This is a genomic window from [Zimmermannella] alba NBRC 15616 (assembly GCF_001570905.1).
In the GTDB taxonomy this organism is placed as follows: domain Bacteria; phylum Actinomycetota; class Actinomycetes; order Actinomycetales; family Microbacteriaceae; genus Pseudoclavibacter; species Pseudoclavibacter albus.
The window spans coordinates 1-1,369 of the sequence record NZ_BCSO01000026.1 but is presented as its reverse complement, the minus strand read 5'-3'; the positions used below and the strand labels follow the sequence as shown (position 1 = coordinate 1,369).

1 protein-coding gene is annotated in these 1,369 nt (G+C 73.6%); it reads right to left on the bottom strand.

The annotated features are described in order from the left end of the window. Nucleotides 1–1,369, bottom strand: a 1,369-nt coding sequence (locus tag ZAL01S_RS09620) for a hypothetical protein (protein ID WP_370664275.1), incomplete at both ends; no start/stop codon positions are given.

Below are 1,369 nucleotides of genomic sequence, written 5' to 3'. Positions count from 1 at the left end.
GGATGCGGCGGCGGGGCGCGGCGGGCGGGGTGCGCGCGCCTGGTCGGAGTCAGCTGCGGCAGCAGCCGCACCGAGCGCGGTAGCTCCCGCGGTCGCGCCAGCAGCGGCCTGCGCCGGGCGAGCCCACGGCGTCTCGGACTCTGCGCGGTCGTCCGAGTGCGGACGCTCAGGAGCCGGGCCGCCCGCGTTCTGCAGCGCGTCGCGCGGGATCATCCCGGTCTGTTCAAAGTCAAAGCCGAGGATCGGTGCGTCCTCGTCCTCGCTGTCCATGAGGTCGTCGAAGCTCGAGCGGCGAGGGCCGGTCACGCTGCCTGCGGGGGCAGCGGCCATCGGCGGCAGGAGCGGTTCGGCCGAGTGCTGGGTGGCCGGGGCCGCGTCCTCGTGGAGGGTGCCAGCGGGCTCGGATGCGGCGGCTGCAGCGGGGGCTGCTGCCTGCGTCTCGGGCGTTGCGCCGCCCCTGGCCCACTCGGCGAGGGCCTGCTTGTCCTCGGTGACGGCGCCGGTTCCGGGAGCGGTGCGCGCCGACACGGGCTTTGCGGGCTGCGGCTCGGCGTGGTCCTGCAGCCAGCTCGGGAGCCACTCCTCGTCATCCTCGTCGTCATCGAAGGATGCTGCGGCGGCCACGCCTGCCACGGCACCAGCACCGGCGAGGGCAGCGCCCGCGGCGAGCTGCGGCTGGCCTGCATCGTCGGTGTCCTCGACGCGCGGTGCTGCGGCGGCTTCGTCCGAGACGGTCGGCAGCACCGACGTCGGCGGCACTGCTGCGTCCTCAACGAGCTCAGCAGCCTCCTCAGCAGCGGGTTCGGCGACGGGTGCCTGGGCCTCTTCGGCCTCCGGTGCGTCGTCTTCGACAGCGTCCGCGGGCTCGTCCTGTTTGAGGCGCGGGGCGACACCGGTCGCATCCGGGCCGGGCTCGTCGAAGAGGTCGTTGAACCACATCGGCACGCGGGCGCTCGGTGCGATCTGGGCGGCGTCCTCGCTCACCTCGGGCTCGTCAGCCGCGTCAGCTTCGTCAGCTTCGGCGTCGTCCTGAGCGGCTTGGTCGCGCGGAGCATCCGTGACAACTTCGGCGGCCTTCGTCTCCGGAAGCTGCTTGTCAGCGTCATCCGTCTCGAAGGCGTCGTCGTCCTCATCGAGGAGGTCGCCGAGCATGATCGGCTCGCTCGCGTAGACCTTCGGCTCGCCCTTCGGCGCGGCAGGTGCCTGCTGGGCGGCTGCCTGAGCGCCGGGGGCCTGGTCCTCAGCGGCAGGCTTCGCCTCGTCGCGAGCAGCGGCACCTGCTGCCCCTCCGGCCGCACCGGCTGCGGCTGCGGCGGCAACCCACGAGGGGCGCTTCGATTCCCGGTCGCCCATGCGCGGCGGGATGGCA